Origin of the sequence: Xylanimonas ulmi (genome assembly GCF_004216535.1) — a bacterium.
Lineage (GTDB): Bacteria > Actinomycetota > Actinomycetes > Actinomycetales > Cellulomonadaceae > Xylanimonas > Xylanimonas ulmi.
Genome location: NZ_SGWX01000001.1, coordinates 2,649,577 through 2,664,663, shown reverse-complemented (window position 1 = coordinate 2,664,663; position 15,087 = coordinate 2,649,577). Strand labels below are relative to the sequence as shown.

At 73.3% G+C, this 15,087-nt stretch carries 11 protein-coding genes; 2 read left to right on the top strand and 9 right to left on the bottom strand.

Features of this window, described 5'->3' with window-relative positions:
* Window positions 1-16 precede the first annotated feature (16 nt).
* On the bottom strand, window positions 17-1,345 hold the full coding sequence (gene pdxR / locus EV386_RS12320; protein WP_130415392.1) for a MocR-like pyridoxine biosynthesis transcription factor PdxR: 1,329 nt from the start codon (window positions 1,343-1,345) through the stop codon (window positions 17-19).
* Between the two features lie 69 nt (window positions 1,346-1,414).
* Between pdxR and EV386_RS12315 the strand changes: the two genes are divergently transcribed.
* Window positions 1,415-2,251 (top strand): pyridoxamine 5'-phosphate oxidase family protein, encoded by an 837-nt coding sequence (locus tag EV386_RS12315; protein WP_130415390.1) that lies wholly within the window; start codon window positions 1,415-1,417, stop codon window positions 2,249-2,251.
* On the opposite strand, the gene EV386_RS12310 is transcribed toward EV386_RS12315, so the two are convergent.
* The 3 genes from EV386_RS12310 to EV386_RS12300 all read right to left on the bottom strand — a co-directional run bounded on the left by EV386_RS12310 (window position 2,176) and on the right by EV386_RS12300 (window position 5,407).
* Window positions 2,176-2,613, bottom strand: a complete 438-nt coding sequence (locus tag EV386_RS12310; RefSeq protein ID WP_130415388.1) for a VOC family protein — start codon at window positions 2,611-2,613, stop codon at window positions 2,176-2,178. The genes EV386_RS12315 and EV386_RS12310 overlap by 76 nt on opposite strands.
* 99 nt (window positions 2,614-2,712) lie before the next feature.
* Entirely contained in the window at window positions 2,713-3,948 is a 1,236-nt protein-coding gene (metX, locus tag EV386_RS12305) for a homoserine O-acetyltransferase MetX (protein WP_130415386.1), read from the bottom strand.
* Window positions 3,949-4,021: 73 nt separating this feature from the next.
* Window positions 4,022-5,407, bottom strand: a complete 1,386-nt coding sequence (locus EV386_RS12300; protein ID WP_130415384.1) for a bifunctional o-acetylhomoserine/o-acetylserine sulfhydrylase — start codon at window positions 5,405-5,407, stop codon at window positions 4,022-4,024.
* Between the two features lie 438 nt (window positions 5,408-5,845).
* Between EV386_RS12300 and EV386_RS12295 the strand changes: the two genes are divergently transcribed.
* Window positions 5,846-7,195, top strand: a complete 1,350-nt coding sequence (locus EV386_RS12295; RefSeq protein WP_242607946.1) for a C40 family peptidase — start codon at window positions 5,846-5,848, stop codon at window positions 7,193-7,195.
* 67 nt (window positions 7,196-7,262) lie between these two features.
* On the opposite strand, the gene EV386_RS12290 is transcribed toward EV386_RS12295, so the two are convergent.
* The 5 genes from EV386_RS12290 to EV386_RS12270 all read right to left on the bottom strand — a co-directional run bounded on the left by EV386_RS12290 (window position 7,263) and on the right by EV386_RS12270 (window position 15,042).
* Window positions 7,263-8,687 (bottom strand): glycoside hydrolase family 1 protein, encoded by a 1,425-nt coding sequence (locus tag EV386_RS12290; protein WP_130415380.1) that lies wholly within the window; start codon window positions 8,685-8,687, stop codon window positions 7,263-7,265.
* Window positions 8,684-10,633: a beta-glucoside-specific PTS transporter subunit IIABC gene (locus tag EV386_RS12285; protein WP_130415378.1), complete on the bottom strand. Its 1,950-nt coding sequence runs from the start codon at window positions 10,631-10,633 to the stop codon at window positions 8,684-8,686. The genes EV386_RS12290 and EV386_RS12285 overlap by 4 nt, the downstream gene beginning before the upstream one ends.
* A 189-nt stretch (window positions 10,634-10,822) precedes the next feature.
* Complete coding sequence (locus EV386_RS12280; protein ID WP_130415376.1) at window positions 10,823-11,701, bottom strand: PRD domain-containing protein; 879 nt, start codon at window positions 11,699-11,701, stop codon at window positions 10,823-10,825.
* A 69-nt stretch (window positions 11,702-11,770) separates the two neighbouring features.
* On the bottom strand, window positions 11,771-13,741 hold the full coding sequence (locus EV386_RS12275) for a right-handed parallel beta-helix repeat-containing protein (protein ID WP_130415374.1): 1,971 nt from the start codon (window positions 13,739-13,741) through the stop codon (window positions 11,771-11,773).
* Complete coding sequence (locus EV386_RS12270; RefSeq protein ID WP_130415372.1) at window positions 13,738-15,042, bottom strand: endo-1,4-beta-xylanase; 1,305 nt, start codon at window positions 15,040-15,042, stop codon at window positions 13,738-13,740. Before EV386_RS12270 ends, EV386_RS12275 begins: the two co-directional genes overlap by 4 nt.
* Window positions 15,043-15,087: the final 45 nt, after the last annotated feature.

The following is a 15,087-nucleotide window of genomic DNA, read 5'->3' as shown; positions in this document are numbered from 1 at the left end:
GACGCTCGCGCCCGCGTCAGCGCAGTCCGTCCACGAGGGCCGCGAGGGCGCGGTCGAGTTCGGCGTCCGTGACGCCGCCGAAGCCGACGACCAGACCGGTGGCCTGGGAGGTGCGCGTGTACTCGGACAGGAGGTTGACGGCGAACCCGGCGCGGCGCGCCGACTCCTGCGCGCGCAGCGCGTCGGCCTGCGGCAGCAGCCAGGTCGAGTACATGCCCGCGAGCGGCCCGGCGAGCTCGGCATACGGGGACAGCGCGTCGGCCACACGCGGCGCGCGCTCGGCGTAGACGCGGCGGGCCGTGCGCACGACCCTGTCGACGTACCCGTCGCGCAGCAGGGCGAGCATGGCGCGCTGCACGGGCCAGGCGGCGGAGTCGTGCGTGACCGTGCGGCGGGCGTCGAGCGCGTCGAGCAGGTCGGGCGGCGGCACGAGCCACCCGAGCCGCAGCGAGGGCGCGACCGACTTGGCCGCGGTGCCGAGGTAGGCCACACGCCCGCGGTCGAGCGCCGCGAGTGCGGGCACGGGCGCGACGTCGTAGCGGAACTCGGAGTCGTAGTCGTCCTCGGCGACGACGGCGCCGGCGCGGCGCGCGGCGTCGAGCAGCGTGAGCCGGTCGGCGGCGGGCATGACGCGCCCGAGCGGGTGCTGGTGGGCGGGGGTGACGTAGGCGGCCACGGCGCCGGTCAGGTCGGTCACCGGGGCGAGCGCGGGCAGGTCGCGCACCTCGCGGCCCAGGTCGCGCACCGTGGCGACGGCCGCGCGGTAGCCCGGGTCCTCGACCGCGACGGGCCCGGCGGGCAGGGCGAGCAGCAGGTGTCGCAGGCCGGCGGACGTGCCCTGCGTGATCCGCACCTCGTCGGGGTCGACCGACAGCCCGCGCGTGTGGGCGAGGCGGTCGGCCAGCGCGGCCCGCAGCGCGGGAAGGCCGCGCGGGTCGTCGTAGCCGCGCGGGGCGGTGGCGGCCGAGACCTCGCGCCAGGCTCGGCGCCAGCCCACCGCGTGACGGGGGTCGATCCACGGGGTCCCGGCGTCGAGGCGCACCAGTCCGGGCGCGGGCGCCGGGCGGCGTGGGGCGGGAGCGTCGGCGGGCGCCGCGGCGTCGGCGGCGACCGTGGTGCCCGACCCGCGCCGGGCCGTCAGCCACCCCTCGGCGACGAGCTGCTCGTAGGCCTGCTCGGTGACCGAGCGGCTCACCCGGAGGTCGGCGGCCAGCGCCCGGCTGCTGGGCAGGCGGTCGCCGCGCGCGAGCGTGCCTGAGGCGATGAGGTCGCGGACCCGGCCCGCGAGCTGGACGCCGAGCGCGCCGGGCGCGTCGCGGTCGAGGGTGACGGGGAGCGTGGCCACCAAGTGTCCTGTTCAACTGGTCGGAAAGTGGCCCGTGACTGCGGGCCACCTGAGCCTGAGGGTAGCCGCATGTCCACGCACGCCACCTCCGCCGTCCCGCTTTCGCCCACCCCGCGCACCACGGTCGGGCGCGGGCGCACACGCATGCTCACCGACCGCGCCGCCCTGCACGCGCTGCTCGACGACGCGCTGATCGCACACCTCGGCGTGAGCGTCGGCGACCACCCCGTGGTGCTGCCCGTGGCGTTCGGCGTCGACCTCGACGGCCCCGACGAGGGCGGCACGCTGTACGCGCACGGCTCGGTCGCGGCGCGCTGGCTGGGCGCGGCGGGCGGGGCGAGCGTGTGCGTCACGGTGACCGAGCTCGACGGGCTGGTCGCGGGACGCTCGGCGTTCCACCACTCGATGGACTTCCGCTCCGCGGTGATCATCGGCCCGGCCCGCGTGGTCACCGACCCCGACGAGCGGGCGCGCGCGCTCGACCTCATCGTCGACCACATGATCCCCGCGCGGTCGCGGACGCTGCGGCCCACCACCCGCAAGGAGCTCGCGGCGACCGCCGTCCTGGCGGTGCCGCTGCACGAGGCGTCGATGAAGGCGCGCGCGGGCGGCCCCGGGGACGAGCCGCACGACATCGCGGCCGGCGCCTGGGGCGGGCATATCCCGCTGCGGCGCGTGGCGGGCGCCCCCGTGCCCGACGGCGACGCGCGCGGCGCCGTGCCCGAGGCTGTCGCCGCGCGTGCGGTGGGCCTCGGCGCGCCCGAGCCTGCCGGCACGCCTCGGCCCGCCGGCGCGACGAGGCCCGCCGACATGCCTCCCGCGGGAGCGCCTCAGCCCTGCGGGAGCTCGCCCGCTCCCGCGTCGAACATCCAGGAGACGCCGAACTTGTCGGTGAGCTGCCCGTAGTGGTCGCCCCACGGCGCGACCTCGAACGGCAGCACGTCGCTCGCGCCGTCGGACAGGGCCGCGTAGACGCCGGTGATGTAGTCGAGGTCGTCCAGGCCGCCGGTCAGGGCCACGGTGACGCCCGCGGTCGCGGGCACGTGCGGCATCATCGTCCCGGCGTCGGCGGCCATGAGCGTCAGGCCGGAAGGCGTCTCCAACTGGCCGTGCATGACGAGCGTCCGCTCGCCCTCGGGGACGCCCGGCATGTCGGGCATGTCGCCGAACGTCATGATGTCGAGCTCGCCGCCGAGCGCCGCCTGGTAGAACTCCAGGGCCTGGCGGGCGTTGTCCTTGAAGCTGAGGTACGGGTTGAGCTTGGCCATCATCCTGGTCCTCACGTGCGAAGGGGCGGGTCGTCACGTCAGACGGCGCCGCGCCGCAGGACTCATCGGGTGAGCCCGCGCACCTTCAGTGTGTGACCGTCAGGCCTGTGCCCGCACCCGCTCCGCCACGTCGAGGTCCTCCAGGAAGTCGCGCACGATCGGGCCGAGCTGGTCGAACTCGATGAGGAACCCGTCGTGCCCGTAGGGGCTGGTGATGATCCGCAGGTCGTCGGCCTGCGGGACCCACGCGGCGATGCGCGCGGCCTGCGCGGGCGGGAACAGCCGGTCGGAGTCGACCGCGACCACCAGCGTGCGCGCCGTGATCTGGGTCAGCGCCTGCTCGACGCCGCCGCGGTCGCGGCCCAGGTCGTGGGTGTTCATCGACTCGGTGAGCACGATGTAGGAGTTCGCGTCGAACCGGCGCGCGAGCTTGTCGCCGTGGTGGTCGAGGTAGGACTGGACCGCGTAGCGGCCGTCGACCATCGGGTCCTCGCCTCCCTGCGGCAGCCGCCCGAACCGCGTGTCGAGCTCCTGCGCCGAGCGGTAGGTGGTGTGCGCGATCTGCCGTGCGACCGCCAGGCCCGCGTGCGGGCCGTGCCCGTCGGGCTGGTCGTAGTAGTCGCCGCCGTGCCAGCCCGGGTCGAGGCGGATCGCCGCGAGCTGCGGGTGCGACCAGGCGATCTGGTCGGCGCCCGTCTGCGCCGACGTCGCGATGGCGGCCAGGCCGCGCACCTCGACGCCCGCCTCGGGGCCCATCACGGCCCATTCGAGCGCCCGCAGGCCGCCCATGGACGACCCGGCCACGAGCTGCCAGGTCGTGATGCCGAGCGCGCGGGCCAGGCGGATCTCGGCCGCGACCTGGTCGCGCGTGGTCACGCGCGGGAAGCGCGCCCCCCACGCCCGTCCGTCGGGCGCGGGCGACGAGGGGCCCGTGGACCCCTGACATCCGCCGAGCACATTGGGCACGACGACGAAGTACTTGTCGGTGTCGATCGGGCGGCCCGGCCCGACCATGTCGTCCCACCAGCCGGCCGTCACGTGGCCGGGCCCGGCGGGCCCGGCCACGTGCGAGTCGCCCGTCAGGGCGTGCAGCACCAGGACGGCGTTGCGCCCGTCGGCGTCGAGCGTCCCGTAGGTCTCGTACGCCAGCGTCACGGCGGGCAGCAGGCCACCGCCCTCGAGCTCGAGGCCGCCCACGTCGGCGAACTGGCGCCGACCCGGGTCGTCGCCCGGGCGCCAGGCGCCCGAGGCGGGCGTCAGCGGCTTGACCCGCGCGCGCGAGGTGGCCGGCGGCGTCGTCGGCCGGGGGCCGAAGCGCGCGGGCTCACGGGGCACGAAGGAGGCGATGGGAGTGGTCCTCGACGTCCGGGGCGAGGCCGGCTGCCCGGCCGTGACGGGGCTCAGGGTCTCACGCCCCCGTGCCGGACGCCGACGGCGTCGCGGGCTCGAGCTGCGCCTTGGCGGCGGTGAACCCGAGCTCGAGGTCGGCGAGGATGTCCTCGATGTTCTCGATGCCGACCGCGAGGCGCACGAGGCTCGGCGTCACACCCGACTGCGCCTGCTCGGCGGGGGAGAGCTGGCTGTGCGTGGTCGAGGCGGGGTGGATGACCAGCGAGCGCACGTCGCCGATGTTCGCGACGTTGGAGTGCAGTTCGAGCGCGGAGACGAACGCCTGGCCGGCGGCGCGCCCGCGCTCGCCCTCGGCGTCGTCGCCCACGTTGAGCTCGAAGGCGAGCACCGCGCCGGCGCCCTGCGGCACGTACTTGAGCGCCGCGGCGTGGTACGGCGAGGACTCCAGGCCCGCGTAGTGCACCACGCCCACGTCCTGACGCGCCTCGAGCCACTGCGCGACCTTCTGCGCGTTCGCGATGTGGCGCTCGATGCGCAGCGACAGCGTCTCCAGGCCCTGGGCGAGCAGGAACACGTTGAACGGGCTGATGGCGGGGCCGAGGTCGCGCAGCAGCTGCACGCGCGCCTTGAGGATGTAGGACAGGTTGACGCCGAACGCGCCGCCCACGCCCAGGTCGCGGGCGTAGACCAGGCCGTGGTAGCTGGGGTCGGGCTCGTTGAAGCTGGCGAAGCGCTCGGGGTGCTGCGCGTAGTCGAACGTGCCGCCGTCGACGATGACGCCGCCGATCGACGAGCCGTGCCCGCCCAGGTACTTGGTCGCCGAGTGCACGACGACGTCGGCGCCGAACTCGATGGGGCGCAGCAGGTAGGGCGTGGGCACCGTGTTGTCGACGATGAGGGGCACGCCGACCTCGTGCGCGACGCCCGCGACGGCCTCGATGTCGAGCACGTCGGACTTGGGGTTGGGGATCGTCTCGCCGAAGAACAGCTTGGTGTTGGGGCGCACCGCGTCGCGCCACTGCTGAGGGTCGTGCGGGTCGTCCACGAACGTCGTGGTGATGCCGAGCTTGGGCAGCGTGTAGTGGAACAGGTTGTAGGTGCCGCCGTACAGCGAGGAGGAGGAGACGATGTGGTCGCCCGCCTGGGCGACGTTGAGCACCGCGAGGTGGATCGCGCTTGAGCCCGAGGCGACCAGCAGTGCGCCGACGCCGCCCTCAAGGTTGGCGAGGCGGTTCTCGATGGCCTCCTGCGTGGGGTTGCCGATGCGGGTGTAGATCGGGCCGAGGTCCTTCAGGGCGAACCGGTCGGCGGCGACCTGGGCGCTCGGGAACACGTACGACGTCGTCTGGTAGATGGGCAGGGCGCGGGCGCCCGTCACCGGGTCGGGGGTCTGGCCGGCGTGGATCTGGCGGGTCTCGAACGACCACTGGGGCTGCGTGCTCATGGGGGCTCTCCGGGCTCGTGTGTGGCGGGATGCAGGTGGAGTCTGCTGAGTGCGGCCGCGGGGCACCCTGCGGGGGCCTGCTGCGTCGGAGGGAGGTCCGCGGCGAGCGTCTGCGCACGCGGTGCCGGGAGGCTCCCGGGCAGGCGAACGTGCGCTCGGTCAGCGGCACATTCGGCGAGTCATGCGAGTGACGGTAGCCCCCGCCCGCGTGGCGCGAAACCCTGATCTCTCTATTTGAGACGTCGATTTGAGACAGCGTGTCGGCTTGCCAAACGCGCCAAGAGTGCCATTCGACGTGCGCAGACCGACCATTGCGGGCACTCTGAGGTGCTGACGTGTCCGGAAGTTCCACTTCGCCCCATGGTGGCGGGGGCCGGGCGCGCGGCGAAGGGAGATCGCGTGCGCAGGCTTTGGCGACGGACGGCGGGTATCGCTCTGGTGTGTGGCGTCGTTTTCGGCGGGCAGAGCGCCGTCGGCGCGCCCACCGCGCCGTCGGACGACGACGTCGCCGCCGCGCGCTCGGCCGCTGCCGCCGCCGCGCTCGACGTCGCCGGCGCCGAGCAGCGGCTCGACGCGATCCGCGCCGAGCTCACCGCCGCGCAGGACGCCGTCGCGACTGCGGGTGAGGACTACGTCGCAGCCCAGCAGCGTCTGGACGAGGCCACCGCGGCCGCCGAGGCCGCCAAGGCCGACGCCGACGCGGCCGCCCAGGCCGAGCGTGAGGCGCGCGCGCAGCTCGCCGAGGCGTACCGCGTCGACGCGCGCGGTGACGGCTTCGGCGCGCTGTCAGCGGTCACCGGCGCCCAGGACGTGGGCGACGTCGTCGCCGACGGCGCCGTGCGCCGCGCAATCGACCGCAAGACCGCCTCGAGCCTCGCGGCCCACGCGAACGCCCGCGCCGCCTCGAGCTCCGCCGGCGCCCGGTGGGACGCCGCGCGCGCCGTGCAGGAGTCCGCCGCCGCGGACGCCCAGCGGGCGCTGGCCGCCGCGCAGAGCGCCCAGGCGGCGCTCGAGGCTCGCACGGCCTCGGCCGAGCAGGAGCGCGACGCGCTCGTGACGCGGCTGGCCCAACTGCGCAACACGACCGTCGAGCTCGAGCGGCAGCGCCAGCAGGCGCGTGAGGCGGCGGCCGCGGCGGCCGCGGCCGAGGCCGCGCGGCTGGCGCGACTCGCCGAGCAGAGCCCGTCGACCGACGGCGGGGCGCAGGAGGTCTCACGTCCGCAGACGCCGACGACGCCGCAGCAGCCCAGCCAGCCGACGCCGCCCGCGCAGCCCGCGCCGGCGCCCACCCAGCCGGCTCAGCCGACCCCGCAGCCCACCGCCCCGGCCCCCGCGCCGACCCCGACGCCGACGCCGACCCCGACCCCGACGCCCCAACCCCCGCAGCCCCCGACGTCGGGCGTGAGCGTCGGCACGGCGGCCCAGGGCCAGGCGGCCGTCGAGTGGGCGCGCACCAAGATCGGCGTGATGTACCAGTGGGGCGGCACCGGGAACCCCGGGTACGACTGCTCGGGCCTGACCTCGTCCGCGTGGTCAGCGGTGGGCGTGAACATCACGCGCACGTCGCGCAGCCAGTACACGCGCGTCGCCAAGATCAGCTACTCCCAGATGCGGCCCGGCGACCTGATCTTCTACGCGAGCAACATCTCGGACCCCGCGACGATCAACCACGTGGCGATGTACACGGGCAACGGCCGCATGATCGAGGCGCCGTCGGTGGGCTCCGCGGTCCGCGAGGGGTCGGTGCGGTGGTCCGCGACGATGATGCCGTACGCCGGGCGGCCCTAAGCCCTGACAGCGGTCAAGCGCGCGGCCCCCGGGGGAGATCCCCGGGGGCCGCGCGCTTGGGAGTCCCTCAGCTGGAGATCCCTCGGCGCAGGTTCGCGCCGCCCGTCCGGATGACCTCGGCGTACCAGTCGAACGACTTCTTGCGGTAGCGCTCGAACGTGCCCGAGCCGTCGTCGTTCCGGTCGACGTAGACGAACCCGTAGCGCTTGCTGAGCTGCGCCGTGCTGGCGCTGACGAGGTCGACGCACCCCCACGACGTGTAGCCCAGCACCTCGACGCCGTCGGCGATGGCCTCGCCCACCTGCACCAGGTGGTCGTTGAGGTAGGCGATCCGGTAGTCGTCGCGCACGGTGCGCACGCCGTCGACCTCGACGAGCTCGTCGCGCGCGCCCAAGCCATTCTCGACGACGAACAGCGGCTTGCCCCAGCGCTCCCAGAACTGGTTGAGCACCAGGCGCAGGCCCACCGGGTCGATCTGCCAGCCCCACTCGCTCGCCGGCAGCGTCGGGTTGGGGATGCCGCCCATGATGTTGCCGGCGCCCGGCGCCCGGTCCGGTGACGCGCTCTCGCACGCGCTCATGTAGTAGCTGAACGAGACGAAGTCGACGGTGTGCGCCAGCGCCTCGCGGTCCTCGTCGGTGATCTCCAGCTCGACGCCCTTCTCGCGCAGCGTGCGCAGGAAGTACCCGGGGTAGGCGCCGCGCACCTGCACGTCGCCGTAGACCAGGTTGGCGTGCTCGGCGGCGCTCGCCGCGAGCACGTCGGGCGGCGCGGGCGTGAGCGGGTAGGTCGGCATCGCCAGCACCATGCACCCGATCTGCGCGCCGGGCGCGAGCTCACGCGCCAGCCGCGTCGCGCACGCGCTGGCCACCAGCTCATGGTGCATCGCCTGGTAGAGGAGACCCTCGGTGAGGCGCTCAGGCGGCGCGATGATGCCGCCACTCATGAACGGCGCGTGGAACAGCGAGTTGATCTCGTTGAACGTGAGCCAGTAGCGCACGCGCGAGCCGTACCGCTCGAACAGGACGCGCGCATAGCGCTCGTACAGCCCGATCAGCTCGCGGTTGGCCCACCCGCCGTACGCCTCGGCGAGGTGCAGCGGCGTCTCGTAGTGGGAGATCGTCACCAGCGGCTCGATGCCGTGCCGCTCCAGCTCGTCGAGCACGCGGTCGTAGAACGCCAGCCCCTCCTCGTTGGGCTCGGCCTCGTCTCCCTGGGGGAAGATCCGGCTCCACGCGATCGAGAGTCGAAACACCCGGAACCCCATCTCGGCGAACAGCGCGATGTCCTGCGCATAACGGTGGTAGAAGTCGATCGCCTCGAGCTTGAGGTTGTCGGGGGTGGGCGCCGCGGTGCGCGGGCCGGCCAGGCCGTGCGGCAGCACGTCCTGCACCGAGAGCCCCTTGCCGCCCGCGGCGTATCCACCCTCGATCTGGTTCGCGGCCGTCGCGCCGCCCCACAGGAAGCCCGGGGGGAACGGTGGCGCGCTCATGGCGTGGTCCGACGGCGCGCGCCCGTGTCGCCCTGCCCCGAGGCGTCGCCGGCGTGCGCTGCGACGGGCGCGGGTGAGGCCGCGACCGTCAGCAGCGGGTCGCCGTGTGCGACAGGCCCGGCCGCCAGCACGTCGACGGCGCCGAACACCCCGGTGTTGGTGACCACGACGGGCGTGGTCAGGTCGTAGCCCGCCGCCGAGATCGCGGCGGCGTCGAACTCGAGCAGCAGGTCACCCGCGCGCACCTCCTGGCCGCTGTCGACGCGGGGGCTCAGGTGCTCGCCGCCGAGCTTGACCGTGTCGATGCCGACGTGGATGAGCAGCTCGACGCCCTCGACGCTGCGCAGCCCGATCGCGTGATGGGTGGGGAACATGGTCACCACTGTGCCGTCGAACGGCGCGAAGACGGCGCCCGCGCGGGGGATGACCGCCGCGCCGCGCCCCAGCGCGCCGTCGGCGAACACCGGGTCGGGCGTCTGGCCCAGCGGGATGACCGTGCCGTCGAGGGGGCTGGCGACCCGCATGTGGGCGCCGGAGTGCCGCGGCGCGGGCCGGGCCCCGCCCGACCCCTCGGGCGCTGCGGCCGACTCCTCGGCGGGCTCCTTGAGGAACGCGACGGTCAGCACGAACGGGATCACGATGGCCACGAGCGCCCCGGTGACCGCCCAGGCCACGCCGCCCTGCGGCGCGAGCGAGGGCCAGAAGCTCAGGCCCGACGGCGGCGCGGGGTTGTTGGACGCGGTCCCGCCGACGGCGATGATGGCGCCGCCGACGGCGCCGCCCAGCAGGCCGAACGCGAACGGCCGCTTGAGCGGCAGGTTGACGCCGTAGATCGCGGGCTCGGTGATGCCGGCCACGAAGCCCGACAGGGTCGCGGGCGCCGCGAGCTGGCGGCGGGCCGCGCTGCGCGAGCGCACCCACACGGCCGCCACGGCGGACGCCTGGGCGAAGACCGCGGGGAACAGCGGGGCCGCGAGGACCGTCACGCCCGTGGTGCCGAGCTCGCTGATGAAGACGGGGATCAGGCCCCAGTGGAGGCCGAAGACCACGAGCACCTGCCACAGGCCGCCCATGAGCGCGCCGCCGAGCAGCGGCACGGTGTCGAAGACCGCGTTGATGCCCGAGGACAGGCCCAGGCCGGCGTAGGTGCCCAGCGGGCCGACGACGATGAGGGTCAGCGGGACGACGAGCAGCAGCACGATCATCGGGGTCAGGAACCGCCGCACGGGCGCCCAGATGCGCGCGTAGAGCGGACGCTCCACGTGGCCTTGGACCCACACCGCGACGATGATCGGGATCACGCTGCCCGAGTAGGCGCCCAACAGCGTCATCGGGATGCCCGCGAATCGCGCAGTCGCGGTGGGCTCACCGATCGCGGGGAAGAGCGCGATGATCGCCGGGTGCACCAGCGCTCCCGCGATGACCACCGCGGTGAACTCGTTGGCGCGGAAGAACCGGGCCGAGGTGATCGCCAGGAGCACGGGCAGGAAGTAGAACGTCGTGTCCGAGATGCCGTTCAGGACGGCGTAGTTGGTCCCGGCGGGGTCGATCCACTGGTAGTTCAGCGCGAGCGCGAGGCACGCCTTGATCAGACCGGACGCCGCCAGCACCCACAGGATGGGCTGGAAGATCGCCGAGACCATCGCGATGAACCGCGCCACGAGCCCGCCGCCGGCCACGGGCGCGGCCTGCGCGGGCGCCGCGCCGATCAGGGGCTCCAGCTCCCGGTAGACCTCGGGCACCTCGTTGCCGATCACGACCTGGAACTGGCCGCCCGCCCGCGCCGTCGTGATGACCCCGGGCGCGGCGCGCACCGCCTCGGCGTCCGCCTTGTCGTCGTCCCGCAGGACGAAGCGCAGGCGCGTCGCGCAGTGCACCACCGACTGCACGTTGTCCCTCCCGCCGACGCCCGCCAGGACGTCTGCGGCTGCCTTGGAGTGGTCCATTGGATTCACTCGCCTTCTGCCGCGACATTGCGGCATGCCGAAGTCGAGACGCCCAGGAATGTCAGGGGGCAACAAAAAAACCCGGACTCGTCCACCATCGGTTCCGATGGTGTGAGCCCAGGTTTTGCCCGCCGCGCGGTAACAATCCTCAGACGTCCGCGAGCCCTCTCGCTCGCCTTTGCGACATTATCACGAAGCGGCCGATCGGTCACCTGACTGTTGTGCCAGACGTTCCACATGGACCGTCATATACATGACCTCCTCGTCCGTGAGCGAGGAGCCCGTCGCGCCGAAGACGTAGGTCTTGACGTGTTCGGCGATCGCCGCCGAACGCGGGTAGGAGTGCCGCGTGAACTCGACGAAGGACAGGTCGGCGTTGCGCAGCATCGCGTCGTTGGTCAGGCGCTGGAGCAGGAACTGCACGTGCATCACGAACCGGGCGTAGTCGGGGCTCTCGTCGTCGAGGGCGACCCCGAGCCCCGCCTCGACCGTCGCGACGATGTGGCGGACTCGCCGGAACAGCAGGGCCGTCGTCCCGTCCGGGAAGCCTCGCGTCGCGTTGACCAGGTGCATCGTGAGGAAGACGACCTCCTCGTCGGGCAACGGCGCGCCCAGCGACGCCGAGATCGACTCGACCATGCGCGTCGCGGCGGCAAACTCCTGGCCGTACAACACCCGTAGCTCCGGCATCGTGGCCGGCACCCGCAGCCCCTGGCCGAGCCGCTCGAGCACGAACTCCAGGTGGTCGACGACGGCGAGCGGCAGGTGGCGTCCGAGCGCTCGCCCGAGCGCCCGCTCGGCCTCGTCGATCGCCGCCGTCACCGCGGCGACCAGCCGGTAGGGCGCCCGGGTCAGGACCCGCAGGTCGTGCTCGCCCTGCTCGCCGCGGGCGAGCACAAATGTCTTGGCGACTTTGGTGTGGTCGATGGCGTCACCGGGTTTGAGCCCGAAAGCGAGTCCGCGCCCCATGAGAACGCGCTCATCGCCGCGCTCGTCAACGATGACGATAACGTTGTTATTGAGAACTTTGAACGCCGGGGAAGCGTGACGGGTCCCCTGATATGCCATGCGCGTGATTCTAGGGGGTGGGCAGAACGCGCGCGGGATATATGGGGTGAGAGATGAGGCGCCGTGCGCTCATCTATGGATCGGGATGCGCGTCCTGCCGGCGGGCAGGTGCGCGAGCGGCCCGGCGGGGTAGCGCGCGCCCGCGGCCTTGGGCGCGCCGACCAGGTCGCGGTCCGCCGCCGCCGCAGAGCCGTCAGGGTCCTCGAAGTCGGCGTCGGGGAAGCGGACGCGGGGCAGGTCCGCCGCGGTGACGAGGCCGACGACGCCCGCGGCGACAGCATCGGGTATGTCCGTCTCGAGCCACAGCCCGTCCTCACGTTCGAGGACGGTGACGGTGACGGGCTCCGACACGACGCGCGCGCCGACCTCTCCCGCGAAGGGCCGGGCGCCGTTGGCATACGTGTTGTCGTGGATGTAGACGCCCTGCCGTTTGGCGCCGAACCGCTCGTGGTCACCCTCCTCGGCGTTGACGGCCTCCAGGTAGGCGTCCCAGCCCGCCGGGCAGCCGTCGTAGGCGCTGGCGCCGCTGGCGGCGGGCGCGGCGTCGCGCCAGATCGCGCGCGGTCCGAGCGCGCCGGCGACGTCGGCGCCGGTGAACAGGTTGCCGATCCAGCGGTCGTCGCCGCCGAGGATGTTCGCGAAGCCGCGCACCGCCGTCGAGTGGGGCCGGTGGTAGGGCGTGACGCGGTCGAGGACCTGCCCGCAGCGCACGACGCCGCTGACGAGGTTGTTGACATAGGCGCCGCCCTGGGAGAAGTTCTCGACCGCGACGCGGGAGGCGAACACGTTGTGGTCCACCAGGTAGGGGCCGTGGGAGACCTCGACGAACAGGTCGCGGGTGTTGGAGTGGTAGACGTTGCGGGCGACGCGCGTGCCCTGAGCCTGCCAGTCGAGCCAGGTGCCGAGGGTGCAGTGGTCGACGCGGTTGCCGACGACGCGCACGTCGATCGCGGCGTGCAGTTTGATCCCGGCGATCTCGAAGCCGTCGAACTCACGCGCGTCGCCGATGTGGTGGATGTGGTTGTCCTCGATGGTCGAGAAGACCGCGCCCAGATGGCCGACGACGCCGTTCTGGCCGCAGTCGTAGATGTGGTTGCGGCGCACCACGTGTGAGCCGACGCGGTCGCGGGACCAGCCCTGCTCCAGCGCCTCGAACACGGACTCGAGTTGGTACTGGTAGCCGGGTTTGTCGCCGCGGACGGACGCGAAGTTGTGCCCCGTCGAGATCTCCTTGCCGAGCGAGACGGCCGCGCACTTCGAGTCGTGGATGGTGTTGTCCTCGATCACCCAGCCCTTGGCCCAGTGGGGCCCGACGAGGCCGGGCTGGTCGGCGGTCGGCGGGGCCCACGGGGTCGCGGCCTGCGCGAGCTCGAACCCGCGCACCGTGATGTAGTCGATGTGGCTCCGCTCGGGGTAGAACACCGCGGGGCGCACGTTCACCTCGGTCAGGGCCTCACGGGGGTCGACGTCGAGGAAGTTGGCCCAGATCACCGTGACGTCGTCGCCCACCTCGGCGTACCAGACCGCCTGCGACCACCGGGGGTCCTCGACGACCTGGGGCGTGTCGGTCCAGGCGTCGACGACGGTCTCGCGCCGCTCGGGGGACACGACCGCGGCGAGCGAGTAGACCTGCCGAAGCGCTCGGCCGTCGAGGTACACCGCGCCGCGCGTCGCGCGCTGGCCCTCGCGCTCGATGAGCCAGTCTCCCCACAGCTCCTGCGCGAAGGGGTTGAACGCGCCGAACAGTGCGTGGGGCGCCTGCGTGCGCCAGACGCCGCCCTCCGCGCGCGTCCAGCCGGTCACCGCCTCGGCGCCGGTGATCCGCACGCTCTCACCGGCGGCGGCCTCGAAGGTGATGCGGCGCGTGTCGCTCAGGCCCCCGCGCGGTGGGCGCACCCCCTCGCGGTACACGCCTTCGCGCACCCGCACGGTGTCCCCGGGCATGGCCCTGGCCGCGGCGGCGTTGATGGTGCGCAGCGGGGCGCCCTCGTCGCCGCGGTGGGCGTCGTGGCCGGTGACGGCGACGTGCCAGATGGTCATGATCGGGTCCCTTCGAGGTCGCCTCCCGCGCTGACCGTGAGCGCGGGGTCGCCGGTGGGCAAGGTCAGGTCGACGACGGCGTCCGCGACCGTGAGGCGATAGTCGCCCGCGAAGGCGTCGACGACGACGCGGCCGAGCGCGTCGGTGCGCGCCGTCGTCGGGCGAAGCCACCAGGCCCCCTTGATCAGGCCGCGCAGCGCGTCGTAGGCGGGCTTGGGTGAGCCGTCCGCGCGGACGAGCCCGCTGGGGGCGCCGAGCCACGCGCCCTCGTCGGTGATGCCCCAGTAGTTGACGCACGCGACCGCGGGGTGGGCGACGAGTTGTTGATAGTGCCGCACGATCTGCTCGGCCTGGCGCTCCTCGCCCTTGGGTGTGGACGGCCAGTGGTCGACGACGTAGTCGTTGAGGTCGGTGACCTGCGCCGGCATCGGGTCACCTGACAGCAGCGTGTTCTCGGTGAGGTGCAGCGGCAGGCCGAACCGCGCGAAGCGGGCGAGCACGTCGTCGAAGAACGCCTCGCCGCGGTAGCCCTGGTGCATGTGGGACTGCAGGCCGATCGCGTCGAGCCGAACCCCGGCCGCGAGCACGTCCTCGATGAGGCGTTCGTAGGCCGGCGAGAGGTTGAAGTCGTTGATCAGCAGCGTGACGTCGGGGTTGGCCCGGCGCGCCGCGTCGAACGCGAGGCGGACCATCGGCACGCGGCCGAGGCGCTGGGCGAGGCGCGTGACGGCGTTGTCCTCGCGGTCGAACACCGGCATGATCACCGCTTCGTTGATCGCGTCCCAGGTCGGCACGACGTCGCCCAGGTGCGTGACCTCACGCTCGATCCGGGCGCGCAGGTCGCGGGCGACCTCCTTGTCGTCCTCGCCCAGGAGCCAGCGCGGGGCCATGGTGTGCCACAGGAGCGGGTGTCCCTTGACGGCTACGCCCCGCGCGGCGAACCACTCGGCGGTGCGGCGCAGGCGCCGGGTGTCCGGTCGGCCCGCCTCGAGTTCGAAGCCCCGCCAGTAGAAGGGGAGAGTGGCCTGGTTGAACAGGTCGAGCCAGAGCGGCTCGAGGCGCCGCGCGGTCTCGACCGAGCACCCGCCGAACGGTGAGTAGAGCGGGGTCTCAGGCTCGCCGTTGGCGAGTCCGATGAAGTCGAAGCCGATGTTGCCGAACAAGAACGCGTGCTTCGTCTGCTCGACGGTGACCTCGCGCCCACCCAGCGGCTGGCCGTCAGCGTCGGTCAGGGTCACGGTGGCGCGCGTGCGCCGGTGCGCGAAGCGCGTGTCTGAGGTCAGGGCGGCGACGTTGCTCATAAAGGAAACTTTCCATCACGCCGGGCCTATCCGCCACACGAATGG

What these genes read in the sequence shown, in the direction of transcription:
- EV386_RS12315 (WP_130415390.1), top strand. Translation starts at nt 1,415, where the DNA reads ATGTCCACGCACGCCACCTCCGCCGTCCCGCTTTCGCCCACCCCGCGC.
- EV386_RS12310 (WP_130415388.1), bottom strand. Translation starts at nt 2,613, where the DNA reads ATGGCCAAGCTCAACCCGTACCTCAGCTTCAAGGACAACGCCCGCCAG.
- EV386_RS12300 (WP_130415384.1), bottom strand. Translation starts at nt 5,407, where the DNA reads ATGAGCACGCAGCCCCAGTGGTCGTTCGAGACCCGCCAGATCCACGCC.
- EV386_RS12290 (WP_130415380.1), bottom strand. Translation starts at nt 8,687, where the DNA reads ATGAGCGCGCCACCGTTCCCCCCGGGCTTCCTGTGGGGCGGCGCGACG.
- EV386_RS12285 (WP_130415378.1), bottom strand. Translation starts at nt 10,633, where the DNA reads ATGGACCACTCCAAGGCAGCCGCAGACGTCCTGGCGGGCGTCGGCGGG.
- EV386_RS12280 (WP_130415376.1), bottom strand. Translation starts at nt 11,701, where the DNA reads ATGGCATATCAGGGGACCCGTCACGCTTCCCCGGCGTTCAAAGTTCTC.
- EV386_RS12275 (WP_130415374.1), bottom strand. Translation starts at nt 13,741, where the DNA reads ATGACCATCTGGCACGTCGCCGTCACCGGCCACGACGCCCACCGCGGC.
- EV386_RS12270 (WP_130415372.1), bottom strand. Translation starts at nt 15,042, where the DNA reads ATGAGCAACGTCGCCGCCCTGACCTCAGACACGCGCTTCGCGCACCGG.